This is a genomic window from Paracoccus mangrovi (assembly GCF_042648425.1).
GTDB lineage: Bacteria > Pseudomonadota > Alphaproteobacteria > Rhodobacterales > Rhodobacteraceae > Paracoccus > Paracoccus mangrovi.
The window spans coordinates 154,754-180,064 of sequence record NZ_JBHRXJ010000009.1 but is presented as its reverse complement, the minus strand read 5'-3'; the positions used below and the strand labels follow the sequence as shown (position 1 = coordinate 180,064).

The 25,311-nt window shown below is 64.8% G+C and carries 30 protein-coding genes, 2 tRNA genes and 1 pseudogene; 12 read left to right on the top strand and 21 right to left on the bottom strand.

The window, feature by feature from the left end; translation table 11 throughout:
• Positions 1-91: 91 nt before the first annotated feature.
• On the bottom strand, positions 92-241 hold the full coding sequence (locus ACFOMH_RS13395; protein WP_377745022.1) for a hypothetical protein: 150 nt from the start codon (positions 239-241) through the stop codon (positions 92-94).
• A gap of 165 nt (positions 242-406) precedes the next feature.
• On the opposite strand from ACFOMH_RS13395, the gene hisB reads away from it, so the two are divergent.
• Together hisB and hisH are read left to right on the top strand one after the other, a co-directional pair.
• On the top strand, positions 407-994 hold the full coding sequence (gene hisB / locus ACFOMH_RS13390) for an imidazoleglycerol-phosphate dehydratase HisB (protein ID WP_374424425.1): 588 nt from the start codon (positions 407-409) through the stop codon (positions 992-994).
• Positions 994-1,623, top strand: coding sequence for an imidazole glycerol phosphate synthase subunit HisH (hisH, locus tag ACFOMH_RS13385; RefSeq protein ID WP_374424426.1), 630 nt, complete (start codon positions 994-996; stop codon positions 1,621-1,623). The genes hisB and hisH overlap by 1 nt, the downstream gene beginning before the upstream one ends.
• 128 nt (positions 1,624-1,751) lie before the next feature.
• Here hisH and ACFOMH_RS13380 read toward each other — a convergent pair whose 3' ends face one another.
• Entirely contained in the window at positions 1,752-2,138 is a 387-nt protein-coding gene (locus ACFOMH_RS13380; RefSeq protein WP_377745020.1) for a DUF2147 domain-containing protein, read from the bottom strand.
• Between the two features lie 228 nt (positions 2,139-2,366).
• Here ACFOMH_RS13380 and hisA point away from each other — a divergent pair, with 228 nt between their 5' ends.
• Positions 2,367-3,083: a 1-(5-phosphoribosyl)-5-[(5-phosphoribosylamino)methylideneamino]imidazole-4-carboxamide isomerase gene (gene hisA / locus ACFOMH_RS13375; RefSeq protein ID WP_377745018.1), complete on the top strand. Its 717-nt coding sequence runs from the start codon at positions 2,367-2,369 to the stop codon at positions 3,081-3,083.
• A 24-nt stretch (positions 3,084-3,107) separates the two neighbouring features.
• Here the strand turns inward: hisA and ACFOMH_RS13370 are convergent, their stop codons facing one another.
• Entirely contained in the window at positions 3,108-3,566 is a 459-nt protein-coding gene (locus ACFOMH_RS13370; RefSeq protein WP_377745016.1) for a DUF302 domain-containing protein, read from the bottom strand.
• 82 nt (positions 3,567-3,648) lie between these two features.
• Between ACFOMH_RS13370 and hisF the strand changes: the two genes are divergently transcribed.
• Both hisF and ACFOMH_RS13360 read left to right on the top strand, forming a co-directional pair.
• On the top strand, positions 3,649-4,410 hold the full coding sequence (gene hisF / locus ACFOMH_RS13365; RefSeq protein ID WP_377745013.1) for an imidazole glycerol phosphate synthase subunit HisF: 762 nt from the start codon (positions 3,649-3,651) through the stop codon (positions 4,408-4,410).
• Positions 4,407-4,733: a phosphoribosyl-ATP diphosphatase gene (locus ACFOMH_RS13360; protein ID WP_377745012.1), complete on the top strand. Its 327-nt coding sequence runs from the start codon at positions 4,407-4,409 to the stop codon at positions 4,731-4,733. The genes hisF and ACFOMH_RS13360 overlap by 4 nt, the downstream gene beginning before the upstream one ends.
• Here the strand turns inward: ACFOMH_RS13360 and ACFOMH_RS13355 are convergent.
• The 4 genes from ACFOMH_RS13355 to ACFOMH_RS13340 form a co-directional block, all read right to left on the bottom strand.
• Positions 4,730-5,368: an FMN-binding negative transcriptional regulator gene (locus ACFOMH_RS13355; RefSeq protein ID WP_377745011.1), complete on the bottom strand. Its 639-nt coding sequence runs from the start codon at positions 5,366-5,368 to the stop codon at positions 4,730-4,732. The genes ACFOMH_RS13360 and ACFOMH_RS13355 overlap by 4 nt on opposite strands.
• Before the next feature lie 82 nt (positions 5,369-5,450).
• Entirely contained in the window at positions 5,451-6,620 is a 1,170-nt protein-coding gene (rnd, locus tag ACFOMH_RS13350) for a ribonuclease D (protein WP_374424509.1), read from the bottom strand.
• 229 nt (positions 6,621-6,849) lie between these two features.
• Positions 6,850-7,980, bottom strand: a complete 1,131-nt coding sequence (tgt, locus tag ACFOMH_RS13345; RefSeq protein ID WP_377745009.1) for a tRNA guanosine(34) transglycosylase Tgt — start codon at positions 7,978-7,980, stop codon at positions 6,850-6,852.
• Between the two features lie 43 nt (positions 7,981-8,023).
• The gene (locus ACFOMH_RS13340) at positions 8,024-8,776 is read right to left on the bottom strand and encodes a GNAT family N-acetyltransferase (protein ID WP_374424440.1); all 753 of its coding nucleotides are present in this window, start codon (positions 8,774-8,776) and stop codon (positions 8,024-8,026) included.
• On the opposite strand from ACFOMH_RS13340, the pseudogene msrB reads away from it, so the two are divergent.
• Positions 8,723-9,259, top strand: a pseudogene (gene msrB, locus ACFOMH_RS13335) (peptide-methionine (R)-S-oxide reductase MsrB); the annotation flags it as partial. The gene ACFOMH_RS13340 and the pseudogene msrB sit on opposite strands and share 54 nt — an antisense overlap.
• A 75-nt stretch (positions 9,260-9,334) precedes the next feature.
• On the opposite strand, the gene ACFOMH_RS13330 reads toward msrB, so the two are convergent.
• Positions 9,335-9,790, bottom strand: coding sequence for an outer membrane protein assembly factor BamE (locus tag ACFOMH_RS13330; RefSeq protein ID WP_374424444.1), 456 nt, complete (start codon positions 9,788-9,790; stop codon positions 9,335-9,337).
• A 114-nt stretch (positions 9,791-9,904) separates the two neighbouring features.
• On the opposite strand from ACFOMH_RS13330, the gene ACFOMH_RS13325 reads away from it, so the two are divergent.
• Positions 9,905-10,429, top strand: a complete 525-nt coding sequence (locus ACFOMH_RS13325; protein WP_374424446.1) for a YceD family protein — start codon at positions 9,905-9,907, stop codon at positions 10,427-10,429.
• A 10-nt stretch (positions 10,430-10,439) separates the two neighbouring features.
• Here ACFOMH_RS13325 and betA read toward each other — a convergent pair whose 3' ends face one another.
• From betA to betI, 3 genes are all read right to left on the bottom strand, one after another.
• Positions 10,440-12,092, bottom strand: coding sequence for a choline dehydrogenase (gene betA, locus ACFOMH_RS13320; protein WP_377745006.1), 1,653 nt, complete (start codon positions 12,090-12,092; stop codon positions 10,440-10,442).
• A gap of 84 nt (positions 12,093-12,176) precedes the next feature.
• Positions 12,177-13,634 carry a betaine-aldehyde dehydrogenase gene (gene betB, locus ACFOMH_RS13315; RefSeq protein WP_377745005.1) on the bottom strand — a complete coding sequence of 486 codons (1,458 nt, stop codon included), beginning with the start codon at positions 13,632-13,634 and terminating at the stop codon, positions 12,177-12,179.
• Positions 13,631-14,200 (bottom strand): choline-binding transcriptional repressor BetI, encoded by a 570-nt coding sequence (betI, locus tag ACFOMH_RS13310; RefSeq protein ID WP_374424451.1) that lies wholly within the window; start codon positions 14,198-14,200, stop codon positions 13,631-13,633. The genes betB and betI overlap by 4 nt, the downstream gene beginning before the upstream one ends.
• Before the next feature lie 127 nt (positions 14,201-14,327).
• Here betI and choX point away from each other — a divergent pair, with 127 nt between their 5' ends.
• From choX to ACFOMH_RS13290, 4 genes are all read left to right on the top strand, one after another.
• Positions 14,328-15,314, top strand: coding sequence for a choline ABC transporter substrate-binding protein (gene choX / locus ACFOMH_RS13305; RefSeq protein WP_377745004.1), 987 nt, complete (start codon positions 14,328-14,330; stop codon positions 15,312-15,314).
• Positions 15,315-15,677: 363 nt separating this feature from the next.
• A complete protein-coding gene (gene choW, locus ACFOMH_RS13300; RefSeq protein WP_374424456.1) occupies positions 15,678-16,529 on the top strand; it encodes a choline ABC transporter permease subunit in 852 nt (283 codons plus the stop codon).
• Positions 16,522-17,565 carry a choline ABC transporter ATP-binding protein gene (gene choV, locus ACFOMH_RS13295; protein ID WP_377745003.1) on the top strand — a complete coding sequence of 348 codons (1,044 nt, stop codon included), beginning with the start codon at positions 16,522-16,524 and terminating at the stop codon, positions 17,563-17,565. Before choW ends, choV begins: the two co-directional genes overlap by 8 nt.
• 400 nt (positions 17,566-17,965) lie before the next feature.
• Positions 17,966-18,199, top strand: coding sequence for a hypothetical protein (locus tag ACFOMH_RS13290; RefSeq protein ID WP_377745001.1), 234 nt, complete (start codon positions 17,966-17,968; stop codon positions 18,197-18,199).
• On the opposite strand, the gene ACFOMH_RS13285 is transcribed toward ACFOMH_RS13290, so the two are convergent.
• Complete coding sequence (locus ACFOMH_RS13285) at positions 18,196-19,101, bottom strand: DMT family transporter (protein ID WP_377744999.1); 906 nt, start codon at positions 19,099-19,101, stop codon at positions 18,196-18,198. The two genes, ACFOMH_RS13290 and ACFOMH_RS13285, sit on opposite strands and share 4 nt — an antisense overlap.
• A gap of 68 nt (positions 19,102-19,169) precedes the next feature.
• Positions 19,170-19,766: a LysE/ArgO family amino acid transporter gene (locus ACFOMH_RS13280; protein ID WP_374424462.1), complete on the bottom strand. Its 597-nt coding sequence runs from the start codon at positions 19,764-19,766 to the stop codon at positions 19,170-19,172.
• Positions 19,767-19,848: 82 nt separating this feature from the next.
• Between ACFOMH_RS13280 and ACFOMH_RS13275 the strand changes: the two genes are divergently transcribed.
• Positions 19,849-20,718: a LysR family transcriptional regulator ArgP gene (locus ACFOMH_RS13275; RefSeq protein WP_374424464.1), complete on the top strand. Its 870-nt coding sequence runs from the start codon at positions 19,849-19,851 to the stop codon at positions 20,716-20,718.
• Positions 20,719-20,759: 41 nt separating this feature from the next.
• Here ACFOMH_RS13275 and ACFOMH_RS13270 read toward each other — a convergent pair whose 3' ends face one another.
• The 8 genes from ACFOMH_RS13270 to ACFOMH_RS13235 all read right to left on the bottom strand — a co-directional run bounded on the left by ACFOMH_RS13270 (position 20,760) and on the right by ACFOMH_RS13235 (position 25,273).
• Positions 20,760-21,503 (bottom strand): YebC/PmpR family DNA-binding transcriptional regulator, encoded by a 744-nt coding sequence (locus ACFOMH_RS13270; protein ID WP_374424465.1) that lies wholly within the window; start codon positions 21,501-21,503, stop codon positions 20,760-20,762.
• A gap of 39 nt (positions 21,504-21,542) precedes the next feature.
• Positions 21,543-21,812 carry a ribbon-helix-helix domain-containing protein gene (locus ACFOMH_RS13265; RefSeq protein ID WP_374424467.1) on the bottom strand — a complete coding sequence of 90 codons (270 nt, stop codon included), beginning with the start codon at positions 21,810-21,812 and terminating at the stop codon, positions 21,543-21,545.
• Entirely contained in the window at positions 21,805-22,050 is a 246-nt protein-coding gene (locus tag ACFOMH_RS13260; RefSeq protein WP_377744997.1) for a DUF4169 family protein, read from the bottom strand. Before ACFOMH_RS13260 ends, ACFOMH_RS13265 begins: the two co-directional genes overlap by 8 nt.
• Positions 22,051-22,317: 267 nt before the next feature.
• Positions 22,318-23,712: a class II fumarate hydratase gene (gene fumC / locus ACFOMH_RS13255; protein ID WP_377744995.1), complete on the bottom strand. Its 1,395-nt coding sequence runs from the start codon at positions 23,710-23,712 to the stop codon at positions 22,318-22,320.
• Between the two features lie 78 nt (positions 23,713-23,790).
• On the bottom strand, positions 23,791-24,375 hold the full coding sequence (locus tag ACFOMH_RS13250; RefSeq protein WP_374424472.1) for a class I SAM-dependent methyltransferase: 585 nt from the start codon (positions 24,373-24,375) through the stop codon (positions 23,791-23,793).
• 64 nt (positions 24,376-24,439) lie between these two features.
• Positions 24,440-24,925, bottom strand: a complete 486-nt coding sequence (locus ACFOMH_RS13245; RefSeq protein ID WP_374424474.1) for an SspB family protein — start codon at positions 24,923-24,925, stop codon at positions 24,440-24,442.
• A 163-nt stretch (positions 24,926-25,088) separates the two neighbouring features.
• Positions 25,089-25,165: transfer RNA gene (locus ACFOMH_RS13240), tRNA-Asp, on the bottom strand.
• 31 nt (positions 25,166-25,196) lie between these two features.
• A tRNA-Asp gene (locus ACFOMH_RS13235) sits at positions 25,197-25,273 on the bottom strand.
• Positions 25,274-25,311 lie beyond the last annotated feature (38 nt).

Below are 25,311 nucleotides of genomic sequence, written 5' to 3'. Positions count from 1 at the left end.
CCGACATGGGCGGGGTCAAGGCCCAGATGCTCGGCGATCAGCCCGTCGCGAAAGCGGCGGATCTGGCGGCGTTCGGCGGCGCTTTGGGCGATTACGGTTCATAGGGGGTTTCTATGACGGCGGTCGGTCCCTCGGGCGCGGGGATGGCCTCAGCCGTCTGGTTCTGGTCAATGTCATGCACCGAAGGCGCGTCTTTCCTGTCGGCCGCGCGGGTGGCGCCGCCTTGGGTTGGATCGCTCATGCACGCTCCTTTCTGGTTGTTGGTCTCCGTCGTTTTCACGCGGCGCGCGGCCGCGAAGGTGTCGAACCTAACGTGATATTCGTTGAATTCCCACCCCTGCACCGGCTTTTCAGCCTAAGGTCTGACGCCTATAAGGCTGCGAGCCTGCATGAGGAGAGACGCCAGATGCGCCGCGCAAAGATCACCCGCGAGACGGCCGAGACCCGGATCGAGGTCGAGCTGAACCTCGACGGGACCGGCCGATACGACAACCAGACCGGCGTCGGCTTTTTCGACCACATGCTGGACCAGCTGTCGCGCCATTCATTGATCGACATGACCGTGCGCGCCAAGGGCGACCTGCATATCGACGACCACCACACCGTCGAGGATACCGGCATCGCCATCGGTCAGGCGCTGGTCGCGGCGCTTGGCGACAAAAAGGGCATCCGGCGCTATGGCAGTTTTCACCTTGCCATGGACGACGCGCTGATCCGCGCGGCGCTGGATCTGTCGGCGCGGCCCTATCTGGTCTGGAATGTCGAGTTCCCGACGCCCAGGATCGGCACGTTCGACACCGAGCTTGTGCGCGAGTTCTTTCAGGCGCTGGCGACGCATGGCGGGATCACCCTGCATGTGGATCGCATCCACGGGCTGAATTCGCATCACATCGCCGAAGCCGCCTTCAAGGCCGTGGCCCGCGCGCTGCGCGAGGCGGTCGAGCCCGATCCGCGCATGGCGGGGGTTCTGCCCTCGACCAAGGGGGCGCTGTGATGCGGGTGGCGCTGGTCGATTACGACAGCGGCAACCTGCATTCGGCGGAAAAGGCCTTCGCGCTCATGGGGCGCGAGACGGGGGCCGAGGTCGTGGTGACCTCGGATCCCGATCTGGTCCGGGCGGCCGACCGGATCGTGTTGCCCGGGGATGGGGCATTCCCGGCCTGTCGGGCGGCGCTGGATGCGGTGCCGGGCATGGTCGAGGTGCTGCGCGATGCGGTGCTGGGGCGCGCCGTGCCCTTCATGGGCATCTGTGTCGGCATGCAGATGCTGGCCGAGCTGGGCCATGAATATCGCGACACGCCCGGTCTGGGCTGGATCGGGGGCGAGATCGACGCGATCGAGGCGCCGGGGCTGAAGGTGCCGCATATGGGCTGGAACGACCTGAGGGTGTTGCGGCCGCATCCGGTGCTTGAGGGGATTGCCACCGGCGATCACGCCTATTTCGTGCATAGCTGGCAGTTCAGTGTCGCCGATCCGGCGCATCTTTTGGCGAGTGCCGATTACGGTGGGCCGGTAACGGCAGTGGTCGGGCGCGACAATATCGTCGGGATCCAGTTCCATCCCGAAAAATCGCAGGCGGTGGGCCTGCGGATGATCGCGAATTTCCTGCGCTGGCGACCCTGAGGGCGCGGCCAGACCGGGATGCGCGGCCGCACCGGGGGCTGTCTGCCCCCGGACCCCCGAGGATATTTCGGCATGAAAGAATGGGCCGGATATAGGGGTGCCGGCGGTGGCACCCGAAAGCCCGGGCGTTATTTCACCCGGGTCCATTTCTGGGTTTTGCAGAAGACTGCGACGCATCCCTTGACGCTGAGCGTCTTGCCGTCGAGCGACATCTTGGATTTATAGGTCTTGTCGGCGCCGGGATCCCAGATCGTTCCGCCCGAAAAGCTGCCATTGCCGTCATCGGTCATGCCGGCGACGATGTTCTTGCCGGTATTGGGCGTGCTGATTTCCTTGCCGGTCTTGTCGAAGCTTTTGACCAGCCGGCCGCAATATTTGCCGCCGCAATCATAGAATTCGACCATGCCGACATTGCCGTCGTCATTGGCCTGGGTCTGGAAAATGCCGGAAATGCCCCCGGCATGGGATGCGGTGGCTGTGAGCGCCAGCATGGCGGCAAGGGTCAGTGCTTTCATGGTGATTCCCCCCTCCCCAGGGGATATGTATCCGCGTTCAGGATGGGGGCAGGTTTTCGTGCCGATCAAGCCTGACGTGGGGTCGCCCAGGCTTCGTGGTCGGGATTCGTGGTCGGGCTTCGTGGGTGGGCCGGGATCGGGGCTTTCGGATCGGGGCCTTTCGGATCGGGGCGGGCTGTGGCAAAGGGGGGCGCAAGCCAATCCGCGCCCGCGATCAGGAGAGATGCGATGATCCTTTACCCCGCCATCGACCTCAAGGACGGCAATTGTGTGCGTCTTTTGCGCGGCGACATGGAGGCGGCGACGGTCTTTGGCAGCGATCCCGCCGCACAGAGCCGCGCGTTTCAGGATGCCGGCGCCGAATGGCTGCATCTGGTCGATCTGAATGGCGCATTTGCCGGAAAGCCCGTCAATGGCGCCGCCGTCGAGGCGATTCTGGCGGCGGTCGATGTGCCCGCGCAGCTGGGCGGCGGCATCCGCGACATGGCCACCATCGAGGCCTGGCTGGAACGTGGTCTGGCGCGGGTCATTCTGGGCACGGTGGCGGTCGAAAACCCGGCTTTGGTGCGCGAGGCGGCGATGGCATTTCCCGGCAAGATCGCGGTCGGCATCGACGCCCGCAAGGGCCGCGTCGCGACCCGTGGCTGGGCCGAGGAAACCGATGTGATGGCCGTCGATCTGGCCCATCAGTTCCAGGACGCGGGCGTGGCCGCGATCATCTATACCGATATCGAGCGTGACGGCGCCATGCAGGGGCCGAACGTGGCCGCGACCGAGGCGCTGGCGCGCGCGGTCAACATTCCGGTGATCGCCTCGGGCGGGGTCAGCTCGATGGCCGATATCCTTGCGCTGCGCGACACCGGGGTCATCGCCGGGGCGATTTCGGGGCGCGCGCTTTACGACGGCGCGCTGGATCTGGGGGCGGCGCTGAGGGCGCTGGCCTGAGACCGCGCCCCCAGCGGTTCGGGCCTAATTCCCGGCGGCGGCGGTGGTCAGCTTGGCCAGCGCGCCCTTGAGCGGCTGCACGCTGTCATCGCCGGCCTCGATCCCGTCGAGATCGTCCAGCCGCTCGTCGATGTTTTCATAGGCGATCCAGGTCTTGCCCTGATCATCCTCATAGACCAGCACATGCAGCGGCAGGATCAGCCCGGCCAGCCGGTTCTGCTCCATCACGGGCGTGCCCCCCTTGGGATTGCCAAAGATCAGAAGTTGCGAGGCACCGATATCGCGGCCGACCGTCTTGGCACCCGCGCCATGGTCGATCCGCGCCATCAGCTTGGCGCCGGCAGCCTCGATCCCGGCGGCAAGCCGGTCGGCCGTCGCCGTGACATCGGCATTCGATTCCAGGCGGGTGATATCATTCTGTTCGGCAAGGGCCGGAAGGGCCGCGAACCCCAACAGGGCAATGGCAAGGGATAGCGTTTTCATCGTCTCTCCTCCATGAGTTGCATCTCTGGTAACCGGCGCGAAATCCGATTAGAAATCACAGCCAATCACGATAAGGCCAGCCATGCTGAAGACCCGCATCATTCCCTGCCTGGATGTCGCCGATGGCCGCGTGGTCAAGGGCGTGAATTTCGTCGATCTGGTCGATGCCGGCGACCCGGTCGAGGCCGCGCGCGCCTATGACGCCGCCGGCGCCGACGAGATCTGTTTTCTCGACATCCATGCCACGCATGAAAACCGTGGCACGATGTTCGATCTGGTCACCCGCACCGCCGAGGCCTGTTTCGTGCCGCTGACCGTGGGGGGGGGCGTGCGCAGCCACCATGACGTGCGCGCGCTGTTGCTGGCGGGCGCGGACAAGGTCAGCTTCAATTCCGCCGCCGTGGTCAACCCCGACGTCATCGCCGAGGCCGCCGACCGTTTCGGCAGCCAGTGCATCGTCTGCGCCATCGACGCCAAGACCGTTGCGCCGGGAAAATGGGAAATCTTCACCCATGGCGGCCGCAAGCCCACCGGCATCGACGCGGTCGAATTCGCCCGCACCGTCGCCGCCAAGGGCGCGGGCGAGATCCTTTTGACCAGCATGGATCGCGACGGCACGAAATCGGGTTTCAACCTGCCGCTGACCCGCGCGGTCGCCGATGCGGTCAACATTCCGGTCATAGCCTCGGGCGGGGTCGGCGCGCTGGAACATCTGGCCGAGGGCGTGATCGAAGGCCATGCCTCGGCGGTGCTGGCGGCCTCGATCTTTCATTTCGGCACCTTTTCGATCGGCGAGGCCAAGGCGCATATGGCCGCCGCCGGCATCCCGGTGAGGTTGACATGAAGGGCGGTCTGGAACGGCTGGCCGCGACCATCGCGGCGCGCAAGGGGGCGGATCCGGAAACCAGCTGGACCGCGAAGCTTTTGTCCAAAGGCCCCGAGAAATGCGCCGAGAAATTCGGCGAAGAGGCCGTCGAGGCGATCATCGAGGCGGTCAAGGGCGACCGCGAAAAGCTGGTCAGCGAGGCGGCGGATACGCTTTATCACCTGCTGGTGATGCTGGCCGCGCGCGACCTGACGCTGGCCGATGTCGAGGCAGAGCTGGACCGGCGCGAGGGCCGGTCCGGGATCGCGGAAAAGGCCGCGCGGGGCAAGCCGGGCGCCTAGTCCGCTTCGGCCGCCTTGGGCCGCCGCATCTCCATGCGCTGCGCCAGCGCGTCCTGGCCCGAGGCGTGAAGCCCCTCGACCGTCCCGGCATAGTCGCGGGCATCGCGGTTCTGGCTCAGCTTGGATTTCGCCAGCCATTCGGTCACGGTGATGCGGAATGCGACAATCGCGCCCAGCATCTGTCCCATGTAATCGGCCGGCGCATCGGCCATGCGCCATGCCTGATCGCCATTCACCCGGCGTTCATGGATGCGGGTCAGCAACCCCACCGCCGCGCGCTTGGCGTGATCGTCATGTTGAAAGCGGATCGTCCCGCGCGCATGCACGACCTGATAATTCCAGGTCGGGACATGGCGGTGATGTTCGGCTTTCGACGGATAGAAATTCGGCGAGACAAAGCCGTCTTCGCCGCGAAAGATGGCCAGCACCTCTTGCCCGTCGGCAATCAGCCGATGCATGTCATTGGCCAGCGCGACATGCCCGATCAGCCCGCCATCGGGCGCGCTGAACAGCGGGATATGATTGGCGATCAGCCCCTCGGTGGTTTGGGCCACGATGCAGGCCAATGGCGCGGCCGCGATGATCGCCGCGATCTCATCGGTGTCGACTTCCTGAAAATGGGGCGGAATATACATTCTGGTACACCTTTCCGGGCGAAAACTCGAATCTGTGCCCGCCCCGCCACCGCCCGGATCCCGGGCCGGCGGCTTTGGGGTGTCAGGGCACCTCGACCACGCGGACGGCGCCGCCCTGCGCCGAAAGCGCGATCCGGCCATCGGCAAGGCGCAGCGCGTCATCGCCAAAAACCTCGGCCCGCCAGCCATGCAGCGCCGGCAGGTCGCGCCCGCCCGAGGCGATCGCATCCAGATCGGCCGCCGAGGCGATCAGGCGCGGCGCGACGCCCGCCTCGTCCGACTTGGCCTTGAGCAGCACCCGCAGCAATTCCGACAACGCCGCATTGCCGGGCCGGCCCGGTTCCTCGGGGGCGGGCTTGGGCAGGTCGCGGGTCTCGACCCCGGCCTTGACCGCCGCCAGAATGCCGGCCGCGATGTCACCGCGCCGCGCATCGCGCAAAAGCAGGCGGGACTTGCCCAGATCAGCCTCGGTCAAGGGCTTGGTCGAGGCCAGCTCGATCAGCGCGTCATCCTTGAAGATGCGGGCGCGCGGCACGTCGCGTTCCTGGGCATAGGCTTCGCGAAAACGGGCGAGTTCGCGCACCACGGCCAGAAACCGGGGCGACCCCGAACGGGTGCGGATCCGCAGCCACGCCTCTTCGGGCAGCGTGACATAGGTTTCGGGGGTCAAAAGCACCGCCGCCTCTTCGGCAAGCCAGGGCGCGCGGCCGCTTTTTTCCAGCTGCTCGGCCAGAAATTCATAGATCGCGCGCAGATGGGTCACATCGGCCAGCGCATAGGCGGCCTGTGCCTCGGACAGCGGCCGGTGCGACCAGTCGGTAAAGCGCGAGGATTTGTCCAGCGGCTGGCGCGCGATCTTTTTCACCAGCGTTTCATAGCCGACCTGTTCGCCAAAGCCGCAGACCATGGCAGCGATCTGGGTATCGAAAAGCGGGTCGGGCAGAACCCCGGCATCGTGGAAAAAGATCTCAAGATCCTGACGCGCGGCGTGGAACACCTTGACCGTCGCCTTGTGGCGAAAGAGGTCGTAAAGCGGCTCAAGCGACAGTCCGGCGACCAGCGGGTCGATCAGCACCGCAGGCCCCCCCGCCGATTTCGGTCCCGAAGCCGGCGGCAATGCGGCCTGAATCAGGCAAAGCTTTGAATAATAGGTCCGTTCACGCAGGAATTCGGTGTCCAGCGTCACATAGGGCTGCGCCTTCGCCAATTCGCAGAACTCGGCCAGTTCGGCTGTCGTGGTGATGGTACGGATATCGGACTTGCGGCTTTGTGGGGCGTCGGCGGGCATTTCGGTCTTTCAAGGGGGCGGGTTGTCCGCCATCGATTCTGTTTCGGGCTTAGCGAAGGCAGGCGGAAATTCAAGACATTCTCGTGTCATCGGCACAGCTTGTCCCGAACCCTGTGCCCGCATTGCCGCGCATTCCTGCCCAAAGGCGCGCGCGGGGCCACGCCCGCGGATCCGTGCCCGTCCGACCCGGGTCCTATAGCGGCGCGATATCGCCCCCGGCCCGGCGCGCATGAAAATCGGCGACGAACCCATCCAGCCGGCCCGCGGCAATGGCATCGCGCATCCCCGCCATCAATTCCTGGAAATAATGCAGGTTGTGCCAGGTCAGCAGCATGCCCGAAATCATTTCCCCGGCCCGAAACACATGATGCAGATAGGCCCGCGAATAGCCAGTGCAGGCGGGGCATGTGCATTCCGCGTCCAGCGGGCGCGGGTCGTCAGCATGGCGGGCGTTCTTGATATTGACCTGACCGCGCCGGGTCCAGGCCTGTCCCGTCCGCCCCGAGCGCGAGGGCAGCACGCAATCCATCATGTCGACGCCGCGCTGGACGGCGCCGACGATATCGTCGGGCTTGCCCACCCCCATCAGATAGCGCGGCTTGTCCTCGGGCAGGAAGCCGGGCGCATAGTCCAGAACGCCGAACATCGCCTCTTGCCCCTCGCCCACGGCAAGACCGCCGATGGCATAGCCTTCAAAGCCGATCGCCTTCAGCGCCTCGGCCGATTCCTCGCGCAATTCGCGGGTGACGCCGCCCTGCATGATGCCGAACAGCGCGTGACCGGGGCGGTCGCCGAATGCGTCGCGCGACCGCTGTGCCCAACGCATCGACATGCGCATGGATTTCGCCACCTCGTCCACCGTCGCGGGCAAGGCCGGGCATTCGTCAAAGGCCATGACGATGTCGCTGCCCAGAAGGCGCTGAATCTCCATGCTGGTTTCGGGGGAAAGCATGTGCTTGCTGCCGTCGACATGGCTGGAAAAGGTCACGCCCTCTTCGGTCAGCTTGCGCAGACCGGCCAGGCTCATCACCTGAAAGCCGCCGGAATCGGTCAGAATCGGGCGTTCCCAGTTCATGAAACGGTGCAGGCCCCCGAGCCGCGCAATGCGTTCCGCGCCGGGACGCAGCATCAGGTGATAGGTATTGCCCAACAGGATGTCGGCGCCGGTGGCGCGGACCGATTCGGGCAGCATCGCCTTGACCGTGGCGGCGGTGCCCACGGGCATGAAGGCCGGCGTGCGGATATCGCCGCGCGGCGTGCGGATCGTGCCGGTGCGGGCGCGGCCATCGGTGGCCGAGACGGAGAAATCGAATCTGTCGCTCATGGCCCGGCACATAGGCGCTTTGCGTGCCGGATGCAAAGGCGGCTTACGCCCCCGCCGCCCGCAAGAGCCGCGCCCGCGCGGGCGGGATGGCGCGGATCTCCAGCCCGGTAAAGACATGCAGCGTGTCCAGATGATCGTCGACCACCGCATGGTCGCTGACCCAGCCCCCCATCGCCAGATAGGATCGCAGCAAGGGCGGCATCGCCGCCATGGCCGCGCGCGGATCGGGCTTGCGCAGCCGCAGCGCGCGGGCAAAGCGAAAGACGCGCGGCGCCTTGACCCGCGGCAGCCAGCGCTTGGGGGCAAGGTGGCGCTCGCGCAGCATGGCAAAGGTGTCCTCATAGCCATGGGTGTCGGTACCCATGAAACTTGAACAGCCAAACAGCATCTCGATCCCCTCGCGCTCGACATGGCGCGACAGCTCGCCCCAGGCCAGCCGCAGGATATCGGGGTCGCGCCATTCGGGATGGATGCAAAAGCGCCCGATCTCGGCCATCTTGCCGTCGAACTCGCGCAGACGTGACAGGTTGTAATAGCGCGCCGAATAGCTTTCGCCGATCTCGGCCCCGCCCGACAGGGTCAGCATGCGGAAACAGGCCACCAACCGGCCCGAGGCGGTTTCGCGAATCAGCACATGCCGGCAGCGCTGATCGTAATCGTCGGCGTCCAGCGATTCGGGATCGCTTTCCCCCCGTCGCGCGCCCACGAAACACAGCCAGCGCAGGCGCTGCGCCTCGCGGACATGCCCGGCATCCTGGGCCATGCCGATTTCGTAACGTCCCTTGGCCAAGGCCATCGAAGACCCCTGATACCCTTTCGGCGACCGCAACCGATCGATCCGACTTGTTCACACCCTATCTGCCCCCATCTTGTAACAACACCGCAACAAGAGAAAAGGCAGAAGATACCGGATCGGATCACCATGACCGATGCCGAGTGGCGGGCCAGGCTTGCCCCCGAAACCTTTCGCGTCACCCGTCAGGCAGGCACCGAACGGCCCTTTTCACATCCCGGCTTTCCCGAGGGGCCGGGCCATTATGCATGTATCTGTTGCGGGGCACGGCTGTTTGACGGCAACGCCGAATTCGAAAGCCATTGCGGCTGGCCCAGCTTTTCGCGCCCCGGCGGCAGGATCGACGAATATCGCGACACCAGCCACCGCATGATCCGCACGGAACCGCGCTGTCATGGCTGCGACGCGCATCCGGGCCATGTCTTTCCAGACGGGCCGCCGCCGACCGGATTGCGCTATTGCATCAACGGGGTCGCGCTGCGCTTTGTCGCCGCCGCCGGATCCGCCGACGACCCCGCCGGCTGGTCCCGGCGGGCGGGCTTTTCGGATCGCGGGTGCGGATCAGTTGGCGAGCACGTCCCCGGCCTGCACGCGTCCGACATTGCCCATCAGCTGCCGGATCAGGCCCAGACTGGCGACCCCGGTATCGGTCAGGCGGCGCGACAGCACCACCACACGCCCCCGCTCCATCCCGAAGCGTTCGATATTGGCGACCTTGCCGGCCTCGTCAAAGCTGATGGCCAGCACCTGGCGTTCGACCTCTTGCGGTTCGCGCGGGCCATAGAAACGCCAGCGCGAGCCGACGTAATACCAGGCCGCGCCGGTCAGCAGGCCCTGCGCCGAGGGACGGCCGATCAGCCCCTCAAGCTCGTCCTGCGTGGTCTGGCCGGCAACGACCTGCGCCAGATCCTCTTCGGGGGGCAGATAGCCGTGATTGCGATAGGTCGCCGTACAGGCGGACAAGGCCAGAGGCACGCTCAGGGCAAGGGCCATGATCTGCCGGCGGGAAATCTTCATCGTCACTATGTCCCTCATCGCGCCTGTTGACGCCGCGCGACTGGCTTAGCAAACTCACGCACCGCGCTCAAGAATATCCAGACAAAGGGCGAATTTGCCCGCGAAAGGCCCGCGATGACCCGATCCGAAATCCCCCAGACCCGGTTGCGCGTCGCGCATCTGAACCCGCACCAGCCCACGGAATTCGCGATCCGGCCCGATGCCGCCGGGCGCGAGACGCTGGCGGCCGAGCTTGGCCTCGAAGGCCTGCCAAAGCTTGCCTTTACCGGCCGGATCCGCGCCGTCGACGGCGATGCCTGGACGGTCGAGGGGCGGCTGACCGCCCGGGTCACGCAGCCCTGCGTGATCACGCTGGCCCCGGTCAGCACCGATCTGAACAGCGAATTCCGGCGTGTCTTTTCGCCCCATGCCGCCACGCCCGAAGGCGACGAGGTCGAAATGACCGATGACGAGCTTGAGCCGCTGGGCCAGTTCATCGACCTTGCGGCGATCATGGCCGAGGAACTGTCGCTGGCGCTGCCGCTTTATCCCCGCGCCGAGGGCGCGATGCTGGACAGCCCCGAGACCGACACCCCCGCCGAACAGGGGCGAAAGCCCTTTTCCGGGCTGGCCGACATGCTCAAGGATCGCAAGAACTAGCGCACGCATCCTACGAGGAACGCTGTAGTTTTTCCCAATCCGTGGCCATTTCCGGGCCAAGGTTCAACGGCGCCAGCATCCCCTGTCCCAGGATGTGATCGGCAGCCTTTTCGCCCGTCATGATCGAGGGTGCGTTCAGGTTGCCATTGGTCACGCGCGGAAAGACCGAACTGTCGGCGACGCGCAGCCCCTCGACCCCGATCACCCGCAATTCGGGGTCGACCACGGCAAGCGGGTCATCGGCACGCCCCATCCGCGCCGTCCCACAGGGGTGAAAGGCCGATTCCGCATGCTCGCGGATGAAATCGTCAATCTGGGAATCGCTGGCAACGCCTTCGCCCGGCTGGATTTCATGGCCCTTATATTCGGCGAATGCGGGCTGTTCGAAAATCTCGCGCGTCAACCGGACACAGGCGCGGAATTCGGCCCAATCGTCGGGATGGGACATATAGTTGAAACGGATCTCGGGCGCCGCCTCTGGCTCTGCGGATTTCAGCCGCACCGTGCCCCGCGATTTCGACCGCATCGGCCCGACATGGACCTGAAATCCATGCCCCTCGGCCGCGGCCTTGCCGTCATAGCGCACCGCCAGCGGCAGGAAATGATACTGGATATCGGGATATTCCACCCCGGCCGCCGAACGGATGAAGCCACAGCTTTCGAACTGGTTCGAGGCCCCGAGCCCGGTTCCCGTGGCCAGCCATTGCGCCCCGATCGAGCCCTTGCCCCACAGGTTCCAATGCTTGTAAAGCGTGATCGGCTTGATGGCGGTATATTGCATATAGACCTCAAGATGGTCCTGCAAATTCCCGCCCACACCCGGCCGGTCGGCGCGGACCTCGATCCCATGGTCGCGCAAATGCGCGGCCGGCCCGATCCCCGACAGCATCAAAAGCTTGGGCGTATTGATCGAGCTGGTCGAGATGATGACTTCAACACCGGCGCGAAACACATTGATCCCACGCGAATTTCTGACCTCGACACCGACGGCGCGGCCATTCTCGAAAACGATCCGCCGCGCGAATCCACGGCGCAGCCGCAGCCGCCCGGTTTCCTGCGCCGGCCGCAGATAGGCATTGGCCGCGGACCAGCGCCGCCCTTCCCAGATGGTGGCCTCCATGGCGCCGAACCCCTCCTGACGGGCGCCGTTGTAATCCTCGGTAAAGGGATAGCCGGCCTCGCGCCCGGCACGGATAAAGGCGTTAAAGAGCGGGTTCTTGCGCGACCCGCGCGTCACATGCAGCGGCCCCTCGGTGCCGCGATAATCGCTGACCGCCCCATGCGAGGTCTCCATGCGCTTGAAATAGGGCAGCACATCGGCATAGGCCCAACCATCGGCCCCGGATTCCGCCCAGAAATCAAAGTCTTTCGCATGACCTCTGACAAAGACCATGCCATTGATCGAGCTTGATCCGCCGACCACCTTGCCGCGCGGCGTGACCAATTGGCGCCCACCCAGATGCGGTTCGGGTTCGGACGAAAAACCCCAGTCATAGCGGCGCATGTTCATCGGATAGCTCAGCGCCGCCGGCATCTGGATGAACGGCCCCGCATCCGTGCCGCCATATTCGATCAGATCGACCCGCTTGCCGGCCATGACCAACCGGTAAGCCAGCGCGCATCCCGCCGATCCGGCCCCGATAATGACATAATCCGGCGTCATGCCCGCCCCCTTGCGCAACCGGTTACGGGTTTCTTCTTCACCCAAATATCCATTCCCACCGCGCCACCGGCGCAAGCGCGCAGATCAGTAAGGCGCATCGACGCCCCCCATGCCGACATAGACGGATTTAAGCTGCGAATAATGCTCGATGGCGGCGGCCGAATTCTCGCGCCCGATCCCCGACAGCTTGACCCCGCCAAAGGGCGCCTCGACCGGGGTCAGGTTATAGCCGTTGATCCATGTGGTCCCGGCCTGCAATGCCGCCGCCACCCGGTGCCCGCGCGCCAGATCGCGGGTGAACACCCCCGCCGCCAGCCCGTAATCGGTGGCATTGGCGCGCGCCACCGCCTCATCCTCAGTCCGAAAACTCAGGACCGACATCACCGGGCCAAAGATTTCCTCGCGCACGATGGCCATTTCGTCCCGCGCATCGGCAAAGACGGTTGGCGGCACGAACGCCCCCTCGCCCAGCCCCCCGCAGACCAGCCGCGCGCCCTCGGCCTGACCGCTTGCAATGGCGGCGCGGATCTTTGCGGCTTGCGCCGGGCTGACGATGGGGCCGTGCTGGGTCGCCTCGTCCATGGGGTCGCCGATTTTCACCGCCGCCACCCGTTCGGCCAGCCGCTCAAGGAACCGGGGCAGGATCCCCTCCTGCACGAAAACCCGGGTGCCGTTGGAACATATCTGCCCCGAGGAATAAAAGTTCGCCAGCATCGCCGCGCCCACCGCATCCTCAAGGCTGGCATCGTCAAAAACGATCAGCGGCGACTTGCCGCCCAGCTCCATGGTGACATGGCGCATCCCCGCCGCCGCCGCCGCATAGACCTTTTGTCCGGTCGCGACCGATCCGGTCAGCGACACCTTGGCCACGCGCGGATCGGTGACCAGCGCCGCACCCACCGCGCCGCGCCCCTGCACGACGTTGAAGATGCCGGCGGGCAACCCGGCCTCAGTCAGAATTTCTGCCAGTTTCAATGCCCCTAGCGGCGTTTCTTCACTTGGTTTGAAAACCATGGCATTGCCCATGGCCAAAGCTGGCGCGGCCTTCCAGCAGGCGATCTGGCTGGGATAATTCCAGGCGCCGATCCCTGCACAAACCCCCAGCGCCTCGCGGATCGTATAGACGAAATCGCCGCCCAGCGGCATGGTCTGACCGGTCACCGTGGGCGCCAGCCCGCCGAAATATTCCAGCGCATCCGCCCCCGACGGCCAGTCGGCAACCCGGGTTTCCTGAATCGGCTTGCCGGTATCCAGCGTCTCCAGCCGGGCCAGTTCCTCGGCGCGCTCGCGAATGATATGGGCCGCACGGATCAGCACCCGACCGCGTTCCACCGGGCGCAGCGCCGCCCATGCCGGTTGCGCGGCCGCGGCCACGGCCGTCGCCTCTGCCACCTGTGCGGGGCTGGCCTCATGCAGGGTGGCGATGACCTCGCCGGTATAGGGATAATGGACCGGCAGCGCCGCCCCCGCCCCCTCGACGAAAGCGCCCCCGATATAGAGGCTTGCCACGGGCTGGGCGGAATGGGTCGGGGATTGGCTCATGGCAGTACCTTGTTGAGATAGTCGAGGATCAGGTTTTCGGCGCGGGCATGTTTGAAATCGTCCGAAAGCGCCGCGCGCAGATAGACCCCGTCGATCAGCGCCCCCAGCGTCAGCGCGATATCATCCGCCGCCACACCGACCAGCGGCCGCAGCGCCGCCATCAGATTCGAGCGCAGCCTGCGGTGATAAACGCGCAAAAGCCGCGCCGCCTCGGGCTCGACCAGCGCCAGCGCATAAAAATTCAGCCAGGCCGCAATCGTCTCGTGCTGAAAGTTCATTCTGTCGAAACTGGCGCGCAGGATGGCCTCAAGCCGGGCGCGGGGCGCATCGGCCCCTTGCAGCGCCTGTCGGGCCGTTTGCCCGTATTGCGTCAGGATATGGCGCATCGCCGCAAGAAAGATGCGTTCCTTGGATCCGAAATAGTGATGCGCCAGCGCCGAGGACATGCCTGCGGCCCGCGCAATCTGTGCCACGGTTACGTCCAGAGACCCCGCCCGCCCCACGGTCGAGATCGCAGCGTTGATTAATGCTGCCTTTCGGATAGGTTCTGCACCTAGTTTCGGCATGACAATCACCGTTTTGCCGTTTTCCGCGCGGTCGCGGTCTGCAACCAAGCGGGTATCCGACCTTTGATTGACTCGTCAATCAACAAAAGATTGAGTTAAGCCCAAGGGCGTAGACAGGGAGAATACAATGACAACCCGATACACCGCCGTTCTGGCGACCGCGCTGATGGCCGCGCTGACCTCCGCAGGTGGCGCCTTGGCTCAGGACGCCGCCCAGAACGCAGCCCCGGCCCCCTCGCCCGACCCGATCGAGTGCCGCAAGGTGGTTTTCTCGGATGTGGGCTGGACCGATATCAGCGCCACCACCGCGCTGGCCTCGACCGTGTTGCAGGCGCTTGGCTATCAGACCGAAACCAAGATCCTGTCCCTGCCCGTGACCTATACCGCCATGGCCCAGGACGATGTCGACGTGTTTCTGGGCAACTGGATGCCGAGTCAGGAAAACGACATCAAACCCTATCGCGAATCCGGCACGGTCGAGGTGTTGCGCACCAACCTGACCGGGGCGAAATACACGCTGGCCACCAACAAGGCCGGCGCCGATCTGGGCATCGACAACTATGCCAAGATCGCCGCGCAAAAGGACGCGCTGGAAGGCAAGATCTATGGGATCGAGCCGGGCAATGACGGCAACCGCCTGCTTCTGGAAATGGTGGCCGACAACAAATTCGACCTCGGCACCTTCGAGATCGTCGAAAGCAGCGAACAGGGCATGCTGGCCCAGGTCGCCCGCGCCGACGCCGCCGGCAAGCCGGTGGTGTTTCTGGGCTGGGAACCCCATCCCATGAACACCCAGTTCCAGCTGACCTATCTGGCCGGCGGGGACGAGATTTTCGGCCCAGATCTGGGCGGTGCGCATGTCGACACCAATGTCCGCCAGGGCTATGTCGCGGCCTGTCCGAATGTCGGCAAGTTCCTGCAAAACCTGGAATTCTCCCTGCCGATGGAAAACGAGGTGATGGGTCTGATCCTGAACGATGGCGACCAGCCGATGGACGCGGCCAAGAAATGGCTGACCGCCAATCCCGACGCGGCCAAGCCCTGGCTCGCGGGCGTCGTTACCGTCGATGGCGGCGATGCCGCAGCCGCGCTGAGCGCGGCGCTGGATCAATGATCGCAGGCCATCTGCAAAAGGCCGCGCCCATGCGGGCGCGCATGGCGGGGACGGCACATGCCGCCCCCGTCACCATCCCCGCGCAGACCGGCCCGGGCGCCATGCGCAGGATGCCCGGCACTGCGGAACGGCCGCGCCGGGCGGTCGCCCCGCGCCCGATCCAAATCATTGATACCGCAACGCCCATATCGGGCGTGGACCATGCCGATTTCACATCTTTCCGGGCCATGGCCCTTGCCGCACGGAAAGCCCCCGAAACCCGCGGCCAGCCTGATCGCCGCCACACTCGATGACTGACGACCACGATCCCGCCCTCGAACCCGCCGGGTCCACCGACCCCGCCAGAACGCATGCGAAGGACGTATGGAGCAACTGACCGAGTTATTGACCGGGACAAAGATCCCCGTCGGCAAGACCGCCAAAGCCATATTCGACTGGCTGACCACCCATGCCGCAGGACTGTTCAACGCGATTTCGGCATTGATGAACGCCCTGATCAACTCGATCCTGCATATCCTGGAATTGCCTCATCCGCTGATTTTCACCGCGCTGGCGGTGGCGCTGGCCTGGGTGTTGCAGCGCAGCTGGCGGACCTGCCTGCTGGTGGGGCTGGGGTTTCTGTTCATCCTCAATCAGGGCTATTGGAAGGAAACCATGCAATCGCTGACGCTGGTGCTGTCGGCTTGCGTGGTCTGCATGGCGATCGGCGTGCCGATCGGCATCGCCGCCGCCCACCGGCCCCGGCTTTACGCATGGATGCGGCCGGTGCTGGATCTGATGCAGACGCTGCCGACATTCGTCTATCTGATCCCGGCAATCGTGCTGTTCGGGATCGGCATGGTGCCCGGCCTGATCGCCACGGTGATCTTTGTGCTGCCGGCGCCGATCCGGCTGACGCATCTGGGCATCAGCTCGACCCCGCAGGCGCTGGTCGAGGCCGGCACCGCATTCGGCGCCACCCCCCGCCAGCTTTTGTGGAAGGTCGAGCTGCCAAGCGCGATGCCACAGATCATGGCCGGGCTGAACCAAACCATCATGCTGTCGCTGTCGATGGTGGTGATCGCGGCGCTGGTCGGGGCCGCGGGCCTTGGGGTGCCGGTGGTACGGGCTCTGGGCAGCGTCAATACCGCGCTGGGGTTCGAAAGTGGGTCCATCATCGTGGTCGTGGCAATCATGCTCGACCGCGTGCTACGTGTCAGGAGGCGTGATGACTGATCGCAACGCCGTTGAATTCGACAAGGTCAACATCGTCTTTGGCGAAGACCCGGACGCCGCCCTGCCGCTGATGGATCAGGGGCTGGCGCGGGGTCCGATCAAGGCCGAAACCGGACAGGTGCTTGGCGTTCACAACTGTTCGCTGACCGTCCGCGAGGGCGAGATTCTGGTGCTGATGGGGCTTTCCGGCTCGGGCAAGTCGACGCTTTTGCGGTCGGTGAACGGCCTCAACGCCGTCTGCCGGGGCGAGGTGCGGATCTGGGACGGGGATCGCATGACCTCGGTCACCAATGCCGGGCGCGCGGAGCTGCGCCGCCTGCGGCGCGAGCGTGTGGCGATGGTGTTTCAGCAATTCGGCCTTTTGCCATGGCGCTCGGTGCGCGAAAATGTCGGGCTTGGGCTGGAACTTGCGGGCCTGCCCGTGGCCGAGCGGCGCGCCCGCGTCGAGGCGCAGCTGGCAACCGTCGGCCTGACCGAATGGGCCGACCGCAGGGTGGGCGACCTTTCGGGCGGCATGCAGCAGCGCGTGGGCCTTGCCCGGGCGTTTGCGACCGAGGCGCCGATCCTGTTGATGGACGAGCCCTTTTCGGCGCTGGATCCGCTGATCCGCAACCGCCTTCAGGACGAACTGCTCGAGCTGCAAAAACAGGCGCAGCGCACCATCATCTTTGTCAGCCACGACCTCGACGAGGCCTTTCGCATCGGCAACCGGATCGCCTTGATGGAGGGGGGCCGTATCGTTCAGGTCGGCACCGCCCGCGAAATCATCGCCAATCCGGTCGATGCCTATGTCGCCGATTTCGTGGCCCATATGAACCCGCTGGGCGTCCTGACCGCCGAGGACATGGCCGAGGCCGAAAGCGCCCCGGGCACCCCCATCGACCGCGAAACCCCGGTGCGCGAAGTGATGCGCATGATGACCGAAAGCGGTGCCGACGCGCTGCCCCTGCACGGCGGCGGACGGGTCACGCGACAGGGGATCATGGCCCGGCTGGTGGCACAACGCGACGCGGCGGGCGGCGCCTCGGAACACTAGCCCGCCCCGACTGTTGCCAGAATACCACAGTCCGGCTCACAATTTCGTGGGCCGGGTTGTCGCGAATCGCGGCCCACGCCTATGCAGTTTCTGTTCCGCAACCTGACCAGAAAGGGATCGACATGGCCAATACCCATACCGCCGATACCCGTACCATCTGGTATGCCGACCTGATTGGTTCGCGACAGGGCTAAAGGAACAGCATCGGAACGCCCAACGCCCCAAGGCGCGGCCTTCTGATCCCGGACGATCCGACATGACAGGCACCTGACGCCTTGGCGCGGCCCTTTTCGGGTCATGCCGGGACCGAGCGATCCTGTTTTGCACGTCGTCCTCATCTTGATCCGGCACCACTTTCATCAATCTGAGGACCGCGCTGCGCAAGCAGGCGGTGAACGATATGAACGCAGCACTTCCGCACCACCGGCGCGATCTCCGCACCCCCATGGACGAGTTGATCCAGACCCACGGCCTGACCGTGGTCTTCTGGGCGTTTCTGGCCGCGGCCATGCGTCGGCGCCGCGCAAGACCGCCGCCGCTGGACCACCTTTCTGATCATATCCGGCGCGATATCGGGCTTGCGCCCCGGGACAAATGGCCGGTCGTGACCCATGACGGGCGCCGATGGCCCTAGGCACCAGGCGGCGGGGTGATCGCATCCCGCCGCAGCCGCGCCTCGCGCCAGGTGATATAGCTGATCGCCCCGATCATCACCGCGCCGCCGGTCAGAACCCAGATATCCACCGGCTCGCCGAATGCTAGCGCCCCCAGAAGCGCCGCCCATAGCAATTGCAACAGCGTGACCGGCTGAGTCACCGTCAACGGCGCGGCGGCAAAGGCGCGCGTCATCGCATAATGCCCCGCAGTGGCAAAGATCGCCGTACAGGCCAGCACCGCGCATTGAACCCCGCTGGGCGGCACCCAGTTCAGCGCCGCCAACGGCGCAAGCCCGATGCAAACGGTCAGCGACATCATCGCCACCACGACCGAGGCCGGCACCTGTTCCGACAGCCGCTTGGCCACAAGATATGAGGCGCCAAAGGTCACCGCCGCCCCCAGCTGCGCGAGATGGCCCGGCGCAAGCGCCCGCAGCCCCGGCCGCAGCACGATCATCGCCCCCGCCAGCGCCACCGCAATCGCCAGCGCCCGGCGCCAAGAAATGCGTTCCCCCATCAAGAGCGTCGCCCCGATGGTGACGACGATCGGGTTCAGAAAGCCGATGGCGGTGACCTCGGCCACGGTGATCCGCGCCATGGCGAAAAACCAAAGCACCACCGCCAGCGTATGCAACCCGCCGCGCAGCGCGAAAAGCGCCCAGATACGCGGCGAAAACCCGCGCCGCAGGGCCGGCAAAAGCGCCGGCACCAGAAAGATCAGGCCAAAGACAAAGCGGATGAACGCCCCCTCGGCCGCGGGCAGCGCCTGGCCCAGCCAGCGCACGGTCCCGTTCACGGCGACGAAACACAGCCCCGCCATCAGCATCCACAGGATGCCGGTCAGATCACTGCGCGCGCGTGCCGTCGTCGTCGTCGTCATGGAACCGGACCCTGCCCGGCATAACGCCCCGGCGCAAGGGTGCAGCCCCCAACGATCAGCCCCCAAAGTCAGCCTTTGATGATCAGTCCCAGCGCAATCGCCCACATGACCAGCCCGACCAGCGCATCCAGCACCCGCCACGCGACCGGCCGCGCAAACAGCGGCGCCAAAAGCCGCGCCCCATATCCCAGCGCGAAAAAGAACATCACCGAACCGGACACCGCCCCCATCAGAAACCCGGTCTTGTCCGGCCAACCCGACGAGATGGACCCCAAAAGCACCACCGTATCCAGCCAGACATGCGGGTTAAGCCAGGTCAGCGCCGCCAGCACCGCCATGGTCGCCCCAAGGGCGACCTCGCCCTGCCCCGCGCGCAAGCCCTCGCCGCCCCGCCACGCGGCGCGAAAGGCGCGCGCGCCATAAACCAGCAGAAAGGCCGCCCCGCCCCAGCGCATCGCCCACAGAAACCATGGCGCACTTGCCGCGATGGCACCGGCGCCCAGCACGCCCGCACTGATCAGCAACGCATCCGACAATGCGCAAAAGGCGCAGGTGGCAAAGACATGCTGACGCAGCAGCCCCTGTTTCAGCACAAAGGCGTTCTGTGCCCCGATGGCGACAATCAGCGACAATGAGGTCCCGAGACCGGCAAGATAGGCGTGCATGGCGTTTCTCCTTCGCTGCCGTCTTGCCAGTCGCCGCGCATTCAGGCAAATTCATAATTATTATCCAAATTAAGATTGTCTAATGCTCGACTATCCCGCCCTGAGCGCGCTCAGCGAAATCATCCGACGCGGCTCGTTCGAGGCGGCGGCCACGGCGCTTGGCGTGACGCCCTCGGCCATCTCGCAACGCATCAAGGGGCTTGAGGAACGGCTGGGACAGGTCGTGATCCATCGCGGCCCGCCCGCCACCGGCACGCCCGCCGGGCTGCGGCTGATGCAGCATCTCGATCAGGTGCGGCTTCTCGAACAAAGCCTCGCCCCGGATCTGCGCCCCGAGGCCGGCCCCGCCGTCCTGCGCCTGGCCATCAACGCCGACAGCCTGGCAACCTGGTTTCCCGAATGCATGCCCAGCCTGCCGGTCAGCTACGACATCGTCATCGACGATCAGGATCATGCCCGCGACTGGCTGCGCCAGGGACAGGTCTCGGCGGCGATCAGTTCGGATCCCGACCCGGTGCCGGGATGCGACGCCCTGTCGCTCGGGGCCATGCGCTATCAGGCACTCGCGACCGCGGATTTCATCGCCCGGCATTTCCCCGACGGGATCACCGAAACCGCCCTGCGCCACGCCCCCGCCATCACCTTCAACGCCAAGGACCAGCTTCAGATCCGCTGGGCCCGGCAGGTCACGCCCCGGCGCCTGCGCCTGACCGGCCATATCATCCCCTCGTCCGAGGCCTTCGCCCGCGCGGTCGAACTGGGGCTAGGCTGGGGCATGATCCCCGACGCCATGTCAGGCGATGCGCGCCGCCGGAACCACCTGCATGCGCTGATCGCGGACCGGCCGCTGGATGTCCCGCTTTACTGGCATGTTCAGCGCGCCGTGGCGCCCGCCCTCGCCCCTCTGACCGCCGCAATCCGAAAAAGGGCCGCAGCGGAACTGCGACCCTGATTTCTTCTTCACTTAAATATCCCCGCCGGAGGCAGCCAAGCTTACAGCTGGGCGGCCACGTCGTCCGAAAGGTCGAAATTGCCGGTCACGGTCTGGACGTCATCGTCCTCTTCCAGCGTGTCGATCAGCTTCATCAGCTTCTGCGCCGTTTCCAGATCGGTGATCTCGGTGGGCGCCTGCGGCTTCCAGATCAGCTTGGCGGTCTCGGATTCGCCAAGAGCGGCCTCAAGCGCAGTCGAAACCTCGTTCAGATCGGTGTCCGAGGTATAGATCCAGTGACCGTCCTCGTCGCTTTCCACATCCTCGGCCCCGGCCTCGATGGCGGCCATCATGACCGTATCGGCGTCGCCAGCACTGGCGGAATACATGATCTCGCCCTTGCGGTCGAACATGAAATTGACCGAACCCGTCTGCCCAAGATCGCCGCCATGCTTGGTGAAATAGCTGCGGACATTGGACGCGGTGCGGTTGCGATTGTCGGTCATCGCCTCGACGATGATGGCGATACCCTCGGGGCCATAGCCCTCATAACGGATCTCGTCATAGTTTTCGGCATCGCCGCCCTGCGATTTCTTGATGGCGCGGTCGATCACGTCCTTGGGGACGGAATTCGACTTGGCCTCTTTCACCGCCAGCCGCAGCCGGGGGTTCTTGTCGGGGTCGGGATCGCCCATTTTCGCCGCAACGGTGATCTCTTTGGCCAGCTTCGAAAACAGCTTGGAACGAAGCTTGTCCTGCTTCCCTTTCCGGTGCTGGATGTTGGCCCATTTGGAATGGCCTGCCATGGTGCTTTCCAGATTTTTTGAAACGTATCGCTGGCGCTTTTAGTCAGCCGGACCCCGTGCTGCAAGTATCTGGCGCAGATCGGCCAGCACATAAAGCCTGAGCGCGGTCGCCAGACCGACATCGGCGGGGCGTCTGCTGTCGATGCGGGCGATCAGCGCAGCGGCGGTTTCGCCGCGACGGCGCGCGATCAGCTTCAGCTCGGACCAGAAGCCGTCCTCAAGACTGACCGAGGTCCGGTGCCCGCCAATCGTCACCGAACGCTTGACCGGCGCCGACATTGGCGGCAGGGCGGCTTGCAGATCACTCATCGCCGCCATCCGCCTGATCCCCGCCGGCGGCACCTTCGGGCGTGCGGCGATGGGCGTCCAGATGGCGGGCGGCACGGGCACTGGCATCCGCCTCGGCAGCCTTTTGCGCCTTGGTCCGGCCAAAGCTGGCTGCGCGGATACCGGCCTTGTCGCGGGCCTCGTCGCGGGCCTTTTGCTTTCGGAAACGGTTGAGATTGGTGATCTGCGACATAGGGGAAACCAGCTTGAAAACCGCCATCCGACCGCCTGCCCTTCGGCCGTTGCGCGCAATTAGGGAGAAAACGGAACGGTTCATCAAGCGAAATATCGCGGCCGGTCTGCAATAAAGCGGCAAGCCGTCGAAACCTGCCGAGGCATCGCAAATCCGCCCGAATTATTTATACATTATAGGCATTTCACCCGGACAGGCATCGGCCCCCGCATCCGGCGCCAACAGCCATGCCCCGAAACGAAAAGACGCGCGGATGTCCCCGCGCGCCCCCCCATTCAGCGATCATTCAAGCGATCAGTCCTCGGGACCGACCATCAGTTCCGGGCGCACGACCCGGTCAAAGGTCTCGCCATCGACAAAGCCAAGGGCGATCGCCTCTTCGCGCAGGGTGGTGCCGTTCTTGTGCGCGGTCTTGGCGACCTTGGTGGCGTTGTCATAGCCGATGGTCGGCGCAAGCGCCGTCACCAGCATCAGCGATTCCTTCATCAGCTTGTCGATGCGGGGAATATTAGCCTGGGTGCCCACGACCATATTGTCGGTGAAGGACCCCGCCGCATCGCCCAAAAGCTGCATGGATTGCAGCACGTTATAGGACATCATCGGGTTATAGACGTTCAGCTCGAAATGACCCTGCGAACCGGCGAAACCGATGGCCGCGTCATTGCCCATGACATGGGCACAGACCATGGTCAGCGCCTCGGCCTGGGTCGGGTTCACTTTGCCCGGCATGATCGAGGAACCCGGCTCGTTTTCCGGCAGGATCAGCTCGCCCAGACCGGAACGCGGTCCGGAACCCAACAGACGCATGTCATTGGCGATCTTGAACAGCGAGCCGGCGACCGTCTTCAGCGCGCCCGAGAAGAACACCATCGCATCATGCGCGGCCAGCGCCTCGAACTTGTTCGGCGCGGTCACGAAAGGCAGGCCGGTGATCTTGGCGATCTCGGCGGCAATCGCCGTGTCCCAGCCCTTTTTCGTGTTCAGCCCGGTGCCGACGGCGGTGCCGCCCTGCGCCAGCTCATAGATGTCGCCCAGGGCAAGCTTGACCCGCTCGATGCCCTTCTCGACCTGATGGGCATAGCCGCCGAATTCCTGACCGAGCGTCAGGGGCGTTGCGTCCTGCGTATGGGTGCGACCGATCTTGATGATGTCCTTGAACTCGACCGACTTGGCCAACAACGCCTTGTGCAGCTTTTCCAGCCCCGGGATCAGCACGTCGCGCGCCTGCATGGCGATGGCGACATGCATCGCGGTCGGAAACGTGTCGTTCGAGGACTGGCCCATATTCACATGGTCATTCGGGTGGACGGGCTTTTTCGACCCCATCACGCCGCCCAGAATTTCGATGGCGCGGTTGCTGACCACCTCGTTGGCGTTCATGTTCGACTGCGTGCCCGAACCGGTCTGCCAGACGACCAGCGGGAAGTTGTCGTCGAACTTGCCCGCCACGACCTCGGACGCGGCCTCGACCATGGCCTTGCCGATGGCCGGGTCCAGATTGCCGGTGGCCATGTTCACCTGTGCCGCCGCCTGCTTGATGACGCCAAGCGCGCGCACGATGGCGACGGGCTGTTTTTCCCAGCCGATGGGGAAATTGATGATCGAACGCTGGGTTTGCGCACCCCAATACTTGTCGGCGGGAACCTCAAGCGGGCCGAAGCTGTCGGTTTCGGTGCGGGTCTTGGTCATGGAAATCATCCCTCACGGTTTCGCGTGGGTTTTAGCCGCAGCGCACAAGATTCGCAAATAGTATGCGAATGTATGCAGTTAGCGCTGACAGTCCGCATCCCCGCACCAGGCGCGGCTCTGGCGAAAGATATAGACCCGGGCCGGCGGCAGGTTGTTCCAGATGCGCGGGCTTTTCATATGGCTTAGCCCAAAGCGGCGGCGCACGGATTCGGATAGCGGCGCGACCGGGCCATAGGTGATCTGGACGAAGGGCGCGCCGGGTTTCATCATCTCAAGCGCCGCGCCGACAATGGCGGCTTGCAGCGCATCGGGCATCGGCAGCGTCGGCACCCCCGAGATCACCGCGTCAAAGGGACCGCGCCCGACATTGACCATTTCCTGCGCCGGCAGGTTATGGACCCGCACGGTGGGAAAGCGCTGGCGCAAACGGTCGCAAAACGCGGCGTTCAGTTCATAAAGCTCAAGCCGTTCGGGCGGCAGGCCGCGATCGAGGATCGCCTGGGTAATGGTGCCGGTGCCCGCGCCGATTTCGGCCACGGCGCCCATGGCCGGGGTGACCGCGCGCGCCATTTCGCGGGCGGTGGCGCGTCCAGTGGGCGCGATGGCGCGCACCTCCGAGGGACGGCGCAGAAACTGGCGGATGAACAGCGACAGATCGGACAAGGCGGCCTCCTGCAAAAATGCCGAGACCGCCTTTATTGCTTGCAGGTGACAGGGTGATGACGGGCTATTTGCGCCATTTGTCCAGGCTGACCACCTCGGCGCCGCCCTTGGGGCGCTCTTCGGTCGGCTCATCGTCGTCTTCGACGTCAAGCGCGGATTCGTCGTCCAGATCGTCCTCGTCGCCCTCGTCATCCTCTTCGTGGTTTTCAAAGCGCAGGCCGAATTCCACCGAAGGATCGACAAAGGTGCGCAAGGCGTCGAAGGGAACGTAAAGCGGTTCGGGAGAATTGCCAAAATTCAGCGTGATATGAAAGCCTTCGGGCGTGATGGTCAGGTTTTCGAACCAATGCTGGATGACGATGGTCATTTCTTCGGGATAGCGCTCGCGCAGCCAGTCGGCCATCTCGACATCCGAATCGCGGGTATCGAAGGTGATGAAGAAATGATGATCGCCCGGCAGCCCCTCATCGGCCACGGCCTGCAAGACATCGGCGATCAACCGCTGCATGGCGCGGTGCATCATTCCACCGTAATCGATTCCGCGTGCCATGACGCCCTCCGTCGTGATTGTTGGCCAGCATAGGGAATTGGGACCGGTTGAAAAGCCCCTGATCGCCCTTGCCGACATGTCCTAAAAGCAAGGCCAGCGCCCAAAAAACAATATTCGATCCACCCTGACGGGTGCCGATCGCTGCCGGAACATGAAAGGGAAATGGCGCGGTTGACGGGGCTCGAACCCGCGACCCCCGGCGTGACAGGCCGGTACTCTAACCAACTGAGCTACAACCGCGCATCTTTTCCGGCGATATTCAAAGTGGTGGTGGCGCGGTTGACGGGGCTCGAACCCGCGACCCCCGGCGTGACAGGCCGGTACTCTAACCAACTGAGCTACAACCGCGCAGACCACTTTCCCCAGATCGCCGTCCGGGGTGCGAG

What these genes read in the sequence shown, in the direction of transcription:
- ACFOMH_RS13395 (WP_377745022.1), bottom strand. Translation starts at nt 241, where the DNA reads ATGAGCGATCCAACCCAAGGCGGCGCCACCCGCGCGGCCGACAGGAAA.
- hisB (WP_374424425.1), top strand. Translation starts at nt 407, where the DNA reads ATGCGCCGCGCAAAGATCACCCGCGAGACGGCCGAGACCCGGATCGAG.
- hisH (WP_374424426.1), top strand. Translation starts at nt 994, where the DNA reads ATGCGGGTGGCGCTGGTCGATTACGACAGCGGCAACCTGCATTCGGCG.
- ACFOMH_RS13380 (WP_377745020.1), bottom strand. Translation starts at nt 2,138, where the DNA reads ATGAAAGCACTGACCCTTGCCGCCATGCTGGCGCTCACAGCCACCGCA.
- hisA (WP_377745018.1), top strand. Translation starts at nt 2,367, where the DNA reads ATGATCCTTTACCCCGCCATCGACCTCAAGGACGGCAATTGTGTGCGT.
- ACFOMH_RS13370 (WP_377745016.1), bottom strand. Translation starts at nt 3,566, where the DNA reads ATGAAAACGCTATCCCTTGCCATTGCCCTGTTGGGGTTCGCGGCCCTT.
- hisF (WP_377745013.1), top strand. Translation starts at nt 3,649, where the DNA reads ATGCTGAAGACCCGCATCATTCCCTGCCTGGATGTCGCCGATGGCCGC.
- ACFOMH_RS13360 (WP_377745012.1), top strand. Translation starts at nt 4,407, where the DNA reads ATGAAGGGCGGTCTGGAACGGCTGGCCGCGACCATCGCGGCGCGCAAG.
- ACFOMH_RS13355 (WP_377745011.1), bottom strand. Translation starts at nt 5,368, where the DNA reads ATGTATATTCCGCCCCATTTTCAGGAAGTCGACACCGATGAGATCGCG.
- tgt (WP_377745009.1), bottom strand. Translation starts at nt 7,980, where the DNA reads ATGAGCGACAGATTCGATTTCTCCGTCTCGGCCACCGATGGCCGCGCC.
- ACFOMH_RS13340 (WP_374424440.1), bottom strand. Translation starts at nt 8,776, where the DNA reads ATGGCCTTGGCCAAGGGACGTTACGAAATCGGCATGGCCCAGGATGCC.
- ACFOMH_RS13330 (WP_374424444.1), bottom strand. Translation starts at nt 9,790, where the DNA reads ATGAAGATTTCCCGCCGGCAGATCATGGCCCTTGCCCTGAGCGTGCCT.
- ACFOMH_RS13325 (WP_374424446.1), top strand. Translation starts at nt 9,905, where the DNA reads ATGACCCGATCCGAAATCCCCCAGACCCGGTTGCGCGTCGCGCATCTG.
- betA (WP_377745006.1), bottom strand. Translation starts at nt 12,092, where the DNA reads ATGACGCCGGATTATGTCATTATCGGGGCCGGATCGGCGGGATGCGCG.
- betB (WP_377745005.1), bottom strand. Translation starts at nt 13,634, where the DNA reads ATGAGCCAATCCCCGACCCATTCCGCCCAGCCCGTGGCAAGCCTCTAT.
- betI (WP_374424451.1), bottom strand. Translation starts at nt 14,200, where the DNA reads ATGCCGAAACTAGGTGCAGAACCTATCCGAAAGGCAGCATTAATCAAC.
- choX (WP_377745004.1), top strand. Translation starts at nt 14,328, where the DNA reads ATGACAACCCGATACACCGCCGTTCTGGCGACCGCGCTGATGGCCGCG.
- choW (WP_374424456.1), top strand. Translation starts at nt 15,678, where the DNA reads ATGGAGCAACTGACCGAGTTATTGACCGGGACAAAGATCCCCGTCGGC.
- choV (WP_377745003.1), top strand. Translation starts at nt 16,522, where the DNA reads ATGACTGATCGCAACGCCGTTGAATTCGACAAGGTCAACATCGTCTTT.
- ACFOMH_RS13290 (WP_377745001.1), top strand. Translation starts at nt 17,966, where the DNA reads ATGAACGCAGCACTTCCGCACCACCGGCGCGATCTCCGCACCCCCATG.
- ACFOMH_RS13285 (WP_377744999.1), bottom strand. Translation starts at nt 19,101, where the DNA reads ATGACGACGACGACGACGGCACGCGCGCGCAGTGATCTGACCGGCATC.
- ACFOMH_RS13280 (WP_374424462.1), bottom strand. Translation starts at nt 19,766, where the DNA reads ATGCACGCCTATCTTGCCGGTCTCGGGACCTCATTGTCGCTGATTGTC.
- ACFOMH_RS13275 (WP_374424464.1), top strand. Translation starts at nt 19,849, where the DNA reads ATGCTCGACTATCCCGCCCTGAGCGCGCTCAGCGAAATCATCCGACGC.
- ACFOMH_RS13270 (WP_374424465.1), bottom strand. Translation starts at nt 21,503, where the DNA reads ATGGCAGGCCATTCCAAATGGGCCAACATCCAGCACCGGAAAGGGAAG.
- ACFOMH_RS13265 (WP_374424467.1), bottom strand. Translation starts at nt 21,812, where the DNA reads ATGAGTGATCTGCAAGCCGCCCTGCCGCCAATGTCGGCGCCGGTCAAG.
- ACFOMH_RS13260 (WP_377744997.1), bottom strand. Translation starts at nt 22,050, where the DNA reads ATGGCGGTTTTCAAGCTGGTTTCCCCTATGTCGCAGATCACCAATCTC.
- fumC (WP_377744995.1), bottom strand. Translation starts at nt 23,712, where the DNA reads ATGACCAAGACCCGCACCGAAACCGACAGCTTCGGCCCGCTTGAGGTT.
- ACFOMH_RS13245 (WP_374424474.1), bottom strand. Translation starts at nt 24,925, where the DNA reads ATGGCACGCGGAATCGATTACGGTGGAATGATGCACCGCGCCATGCAG.